Here is a 6192-nt window from a genome sequence, read left to right on the forward strand (position 1 = left end):
AGGTGGCGGGGGCGGGCATGACGGCGGGCCGCAGTGCCCTCCGCCGAAGCCGCCGCCGCACTGCTCGGCGTCTTGCGGCCCCCATGGCGACAAGGTCCGCATCTGCCACCACGCGCCGCCCGACGAGCCGGGCTCGAAGAAGATCGAACTCTGCGTGGGTGCGCCCGGCGCCGCGGCCCACCTGCGTGAGCACGACAAGGACACCCTCGGCTGCTGTCCGAAGGGCCACGACTAAGGCTGCACCGGCGGACCGGTGCGCCCTTCCTCACGCACCGGTCCGGGGTGGCTCGAAGTGTGCCCCGGGCTCAGCGATACCAGCGGAGCCCGGCCACGGCATCGCCTCCGTGCTCGTAGTACTCGATGACCACCGTGTGTTCGCCGGCCCTCATCCAGCGGCCCACGAAGTAGCTCGTGGTCGACTGGTCCCTCCACCCATTGATGATGCGGGAGCCGTCCACGAACACGCGGATGCCGTCATCCGCCTGGGCGAGGAAGTAGTACAGGCCCGACGCGAAGTAGAACCGTCCCGTCCAGCGCACGGAGAAGTCGTCGTACCCCACCTCCGGCACGGGGCGGCCCGTGCCCCAGAAGCGCGCGAGCGGTGCCCCCTCGCAGCGCACCCGCGCGGGGGCGTCCGCCAGGTCCCGGTTGCTGAAGTACTCCGCCCGATACTGTCCCAGCGGACACTCCGCGGGGGCGGCGGACTCGAAGAAGGCCGTGTGGCTGGCGTCGCTCGAACCGACCTGGATGACGTGCTGCGCGGCTCCGCCGTCCGACCACTGGCGGAACTCGAAGACGCCTTGTGGCGAGGGCGCGAAGAGGGTGTGCGTGGAGCCGACGATGACCGGGCGGACCAGGGGGGCGGTGGCGCTCGTGCCGTCGAACACCAGCTCCAGCCCCGGCGGTGACGTCTGGAGCGTCACCTGCACGAGCTGTGGGTGCAGGGTGATCCTCCGGCTGCCCGTCAGCCCCGCCGAGTCGGTCGCGGTCAGCTGGAGTTCGAAGTGCACCTCGTCGCCGTGGTCCGGGATGGTGAACGAGCCAGTCGCTCCCGTGCTCGTGGCGTAGGGATGGGAATGACAGGTCCCCGCCGCGCAGTGGCGCAGGGTGACGGTCCACGCCAGCCGCTCCTCGGGAATGGGGCCGTCCTCGGCATCGCTCGCCGAACCCGAGTAGGCCACCACGTCGCCGACCTTGAAGCGGAACGTCGCCGAGGGCGAGAGGATGGCCGGGACGGGAGCCAGGTTGCCCACGGAGAGGCTCACGGTGGCGGAGTGGCTGCCCCCGCGCCCATCGCTGACGGTCAGCCGGGCCACGTGGGCGCCGGCCGCGGCATAGGTGTGCTCCGGGTTGGGCAGCACCGACACGGGGGAGCCGTCCCCGAAGTCCCAGCGGTACTGGAGCGCGTCACCGTCCGCGTCGCTGGAGCCCGCGCTGGAGAAGCGCACGAGCAGGGGAGGCATGCCCTGGCGAGGCGTCGCCGAGGCCACCGCGACGGGCGGCGTGTTGTCCACCGTGTGGCGGATGCGGCGCAGCTCGCCCGCGAGGATGTCCACGAAGAAGAGGTTGGAGTCTGGCCCGACGCCCAGTTCGACCAGGCCGCCCACCCCGGACGCGAACAGCGTCACGCTGTCGGGCACGAGCTGGTCATTCGCATCCACCCGCAGGGAGCGGATCCACTGCTGGCTGTAGTCGCCGAAGAAGTAGGCGCCCTGCCACGTCTCCGGGTACGCGGTGCCCGTGTAGAAGGCGCCGCCCGTGGCTGTCTGGCCGACGCCATGGTCCCAGACATACAGCGGAGGTCGCACCGCGCCGGGCCCCCGGGCATAGAGCGCCTGGCAGACGGGCTTGGGTTCGTAGCCGTGCTGGCGGAAGAGCCCCTCGTAGCAGGGCCATCCCAGGTTCGACCCCGGGAGCGCGACGTTGATCTCCTCGTAGGTGCCCCAGCCGACGTCGCCCAGGTAGGGGATGGAGGTGCCCGGGCGCAGGCTGAAGCGATAGGGATTGCGCAGCCCCAGCGCCCACACCTTGGAGCGGTTGGCCCGGGGATCCCCGTTCCAGAAGGGGTTGAAGGCCACGCCCTCGCCGGAGCGCGTGATGTGCAGCACCTTGCCCGCGAGGGAGTCCAGGCTCTGCGCGCGCAGCGCGTCGTCGTCGACCGTGTCGAAGCGGGCTCCGTCTCCTGACGTGACGAAGAGGGTGCCGTCCGGCGCGAACCGGAGGCTGCCCACGGTGTGCGAAGCGCTGTCCGCGGGGATGCAATCCGCGCCCACGGGGAAGTCATTGCAGGAGTTGCCCACGGTGGTGCCGAGCAGCACGAGTTCACTCGCGGGCGAGGCGGAGTCCCCCACGGCGGTGTAGCGCGCCAGCCGCGCCGTCTTGGGCCCGGAGTCATCCGTGGCATCGTCGTCGTAGGTGTAGAGCAGGTAGACGAAGCCGTTGGTGGCGAAGGCAGGGTCCACCGCGAGCCCCAGCAGCCCGCGGTCATGGTGCGAGTTCACCCGCCCCCGCAGGTCGATGAAGGGCAGGGGCTGGAGGACGCCGTCCTTGAAGAGCCGGACCGCCCCTGCCTTCTCGGCGATGAGGAGGCGCCCATCGGGGAGGCTCGCGAACGTCGTCGGGTACTCCAGGCCAGCGACGACGAGTTCGGAGGAGAAACCGCCGGGCAGGGCGAGGGGGGCCAGGGGTTGGGCCACGGCCGGGGCCCCCCATCCCAGACAGAGGGAGAGAAAGAGAAAGACGGAGAGGTGGGGCGGACAGCGTCGCAGTGACTGCATGAAAGCGTCCCTTGGGTGGGGGAAGGTCGGGAGGCGGGAAGCTGGCACCGGTCCCCCCCTTGGCCATCCGTCCCCCGGGCCCCGGGTTGCTGTCATCCAGTTGCACCCGGGCTCCCCCCATGTGATAGCCGCGCCTCAACCCTGGAGGCGTGATGTTCAAGTGGAGTGTCTGGCTGTCCCCATGTATTGCCTTGTTGATGTCGGGGTGTATGTCAATGGAGGCGGATGATGCGCGGGAGCCGGCGGTTCAGGAACAGGCCCTGACCGGCACGCAGGTCATCGACTTCACCTCCGCGAGCACGACGGCGAACACGGATGCGTCCGGCAAGAGCGGCGGCATGACCGTGCTCAAGGCGAACAGCTCCAATTGCACGGTCGGCGTGTACGCGGATTGCTACGCGCAGTACATCGAGTTCAGCCCGGCCTCCACGGGCTACCTGACCTTCAAGCTCTCCAGCATCACCCAGGCCGCGCCCACCCCGGCCCAGGTCACCCAGCTCCAGCTGCTGACGAAGTACCAGGGGCCCGCGGCGTCCACGTCCTACTACCAGTGGCAGCTCTACCGGTTCACGACCTCCAGCTGGGTCAACATCGCCAGCTCGCAGGGACGCGGCGAATGGGTGTGGACCCCCGCGCTGACGCTCAACCTGCCGGGCACCGAGACGGCTTCGAACTTCGTCTCCAGCACCGGTGACATTCGCGCGCGCCTCATCAAGGGCGCGGGGACGGACGCGGCGCAGCTCGACAGCCTCCGCCTCCAGGTGTCCTGGGACATCCCCTCGACGTGCACCGCGGAGACGAATGCGGCCTTCTGCACCCGGTTGGGCGCGACGTGCGGGCAGGTGAGTGGCACTGACAACTGCGGCCAGGCGCGCACGGTCACAAGCTGCGGTGGCTGCCTGAGCCCGGAGACGTGCGGCGGTGGCGGCACCCCGAACGTCTGCGGCCAGGGCGCGGCGTGCACCCAGGCGACCTTCCCCCGGGGCACCACCTGGACGTGGGACCTGGAGAACAACGCCCTGCCCACGAACCTCAACGCGCAGGTCTACGTCGTCGACCTCTTCAACACGACGAGCGCGAAGATCCAGGAGTACAAGAACGCCGGCAAGAAGGTGGTCTGCTACTTCAGCGCCGGCACCTATGAGAACTGGCGGAGCGACGCGAACCAGTTCCCGCAGGACACCTATTGCAGCCCCGGGGAGAACTGCGCCCAGTCCGTCCACATCCTGGGGGACTGGTGCGTGAGCGGCGGCGGCTGTGAGTGGTGGTTGGATCACCGAAAGCCGGCGGTGAAGACGGTGATGACGTCCCGCATGCAGCTGGCGAAGAACAAGGGCTGTGATGCGGTGGAGCCGGACAACATCGACGGCTACTCGCACGACGACGAAATCAGCTGCACCGACCAGGCCTGCTGGGGGCTCACGGCGACGAACCAGCTGGACTACAACCGCTGGCTGGCCGACACCGCCCATTCCCTGTGTCTGGGCATCGCGCTGAAGAACGACGTCGACCAGATCCCCGCGCTCGCCAGCTCCTTCGACTTCGCCATCAACGAGCAGTGCCAGAAGTACAACGAGTGCGGCGCCTACAAGACGTGGTTCACGAACAACAACAAGGCGGTCTTCAACGCCGAGTACCGCGTGGAAGCCGGCGGGGAGACCACGAACTGGACCAACTGCACGGGCACGGGGGCGACCTGTGCGTGCGGCGAGAGCGGCTTCGTCCAGGGGGATATGCGCACCCTGGTCTTCAGCACCTCATCGGTCCGCTACGACAACATCCAGTTCGCCTGCTGGTAGTGCGGTCAGGCCGGGGCGGCCTTCCCGCCCCGGCATTCCCTCTCGCACGCCGCGTGAGGTCCATTCGTGGTAGGCTTTCCGTGCTTCCCGACGCAATGCCACTTCATGCAAAGGACCGTGAACCCATGCGATCTCATCTGAAGAAGTCCGCGCTGCTGTCTTTGCTGTCCGGGCTGCTGGTGGCCTGTGGTGGGGTCCCCGACTCAGGCCCCGCGTTGGCGGACGAGCCCATGGGCACCGCCGAGGCCGCGGTGTGCTCCGATGGGGGCTGCACGTGTATTGCGCCGGATTGCGACGCCCTGAACATGACGTTCTGTGGGAAGGCTGGCGGCAGGACGACGTGCTCCTGGTACAACGGCAGCACTTGCAGCACCACCACCTGCGGCTGCAGCTCCAATTGGAAATGGGTGTGCCCCTGAGGGCTGCACCGCCTGCCCTCCATGAGCAGGTCATGCAGGAACGGGGCTACCGGCCGGCGGGCACGAGGCCGTAGAGGGTGGTGACCTCGCGGGAGCGCGCGGCGTGCAGGGGGTCCGCCTTGTCCTTCGCCTTGGAGTGCCGGGCCGGGGTGGACTTCCGCCACACCACCTTCAGGCCGCAGCGCGCGAACTGCTCCTCCAGCCACCCGGGCGGACGCAGGCCCAACAGCACCGCGAGGTCCGACAGGATGAGCAATCCCTCTCCGCCGGGCGTGAGCGCGGCGGGGAGCCCTTCGAGGAAGCGCCGCAGGAACTGGCTGTCCTCGTCGAACACCGCGCGGTCCACCCGGTTCTTGGGCGGCTCCGGAATCCACGGCGGATTGCAGACGACGAGGTCCGCCTTTCCCGCTGGGAACAGGTCCGCCTCCATCACCTGGAAGCGCTGCGCGAGTCCAAGCCGCTCCGCGTTCTCCCGGGCACACGCCACCGCGCGGGAGTCGCAATCCGTGGCCAGCGCGGACGCCGCGCCGCGCTGCAAAAGCAGGAAGGAGAGCACGCCGGTGCCCGTGCCCACGTCGAACACGCGCTGGCCGTTCACGTCCGGCACCGCCGCCAGCAGCTCCACGTAGTCGGTGCGCGTGGGCAGGTAGACGCCATAGTGCGGATGGAGCAGGCCCTTCAGCCCCGGGACGGCCAATCCCTTGCGCCGCCACTCCGCGGCGCCCAGCATGCCGAGCAGCTGCTTGAGCGGCACCGCCGTGAAGTCCGTCGTGGGCTTGCCCCACACCTGCCGGCATGCCTCCGAGACATCCGGCGCGCGCGCCAGCTCCAGGCGGTAGTCGCGGTCCAGCGCGACGACGATGCGCGACAGCGTGGAGTGCTCCAGTTGCCGCGCGCGGCGCTCGGCCCGGAACGCCTCCAGCGGCGAGCGGGCCTGCCAGGGCCGCTCCAGCCGCCGGCCCAGCGCGCCGAGCAGCTGCTTCGCGTTGTGGAAGTCGCCGGTGTAGCGCAGGAACTCGCCCCGGCGGACCCGCTGGAGCGCGTTGTCGGCGCGGAGCCGGTCATCCACGGGCGACAGGCGCGTGGGCGCGGGCTCGTCACTCTCCGAATGCCAGGTGAACGCGGCGTCGGGCGGAAACACGAAGGGCGCGGCGGCGGGCGGCGGCGCGGCGGCGGGCGGCTGCGCGATGGGCGTGG

Annotated in this window: 5 protein-coding genes; 3 read left to right on the forward strand and 2 right to left on the reverse strand. The window is 69.7% G+C overall.

What is annotated here, in order from left to right:
• On the forward strand, nucleotides 1–235 hold a 235-nt coding region (locus D7X12_RS43230), incomplete at its 5' end, for a hypothetical protein (RefSeq protein ID WP_158620205.1).
• A 70-nt stretch (nucleotides 236–305) separates the two neighbouring features.
• On the opposite strand, the gene D7X12_RS38055 is transcribed toward D7X12_RS43230, so the two are convergent.
• Nucleotides 306–2696 carry a PQQ-dependent sugar dehydrogenase gene (locus D7X12_RS38055; RefSeq protein ID WP_244225029.1) on the reverse strand — a complete coding sequence of 797 codons (2391 nt, stop codon included), beginning with the start codon at nucleotides 2694–2696 and terminating at the stop codon, nucleotides 306–308.
• A 290-nt stretch (nucleotides 2697–2986) separates the two neighbouring features.
• Between D7X12_RS38055 and D7X12_RS38060 the strand changes: the two genes are divergently transcribed.
• Nucleotides 2987–4576, forward strand: a complete 1590-nt coding sequence (locus D7X12_RS38060; protein ID WP_158620206.1) for an endo alpha-1,4 polygalactosaminidase — start codon at nucleotides 2987–2989, stop codon at nucleotides 4574–4576.
• A 125-nt stretch (nucleotides 4577–4701) separates the two neighbouring features.
• On the forward strand, nucleotides 4702–4995 hold the full coding sequence (locus D7X12_RS42645) for a hypothetical protein (RefSeq protein ID WP_147443926.1): 294 nt from the start codon (nucleotides 4702–4704) through the stop codon (nucleotides 4993–4995).
• Nucleotides 4996–5041: 46 nt separating this feature from the next.
• Here D7X12_RS42645 and D7X12_RS38070 read toward each other — a convergent pair whose 3' ends face one another.
• Entirely contained in the window at nucleotides 5042–6184 is a 1143-nt protein-coding gene (locus D7X12_RS38070) for a 50S ribosomal protein L11 methyltransferase (protein WP_244225030.1), read from the reverse strand.
• Nucleotides 6185–6192: the final 8 nt, after the last annotated feature.

This window comes from Corallococcus sicarius (genome assembly GCF_003611735.1).
GTDB lineage: Bacteria > Myxococcota > Myxococcia > Myxococcales > Myxococcaceae > Corallococcus > Corallococcus sicarius.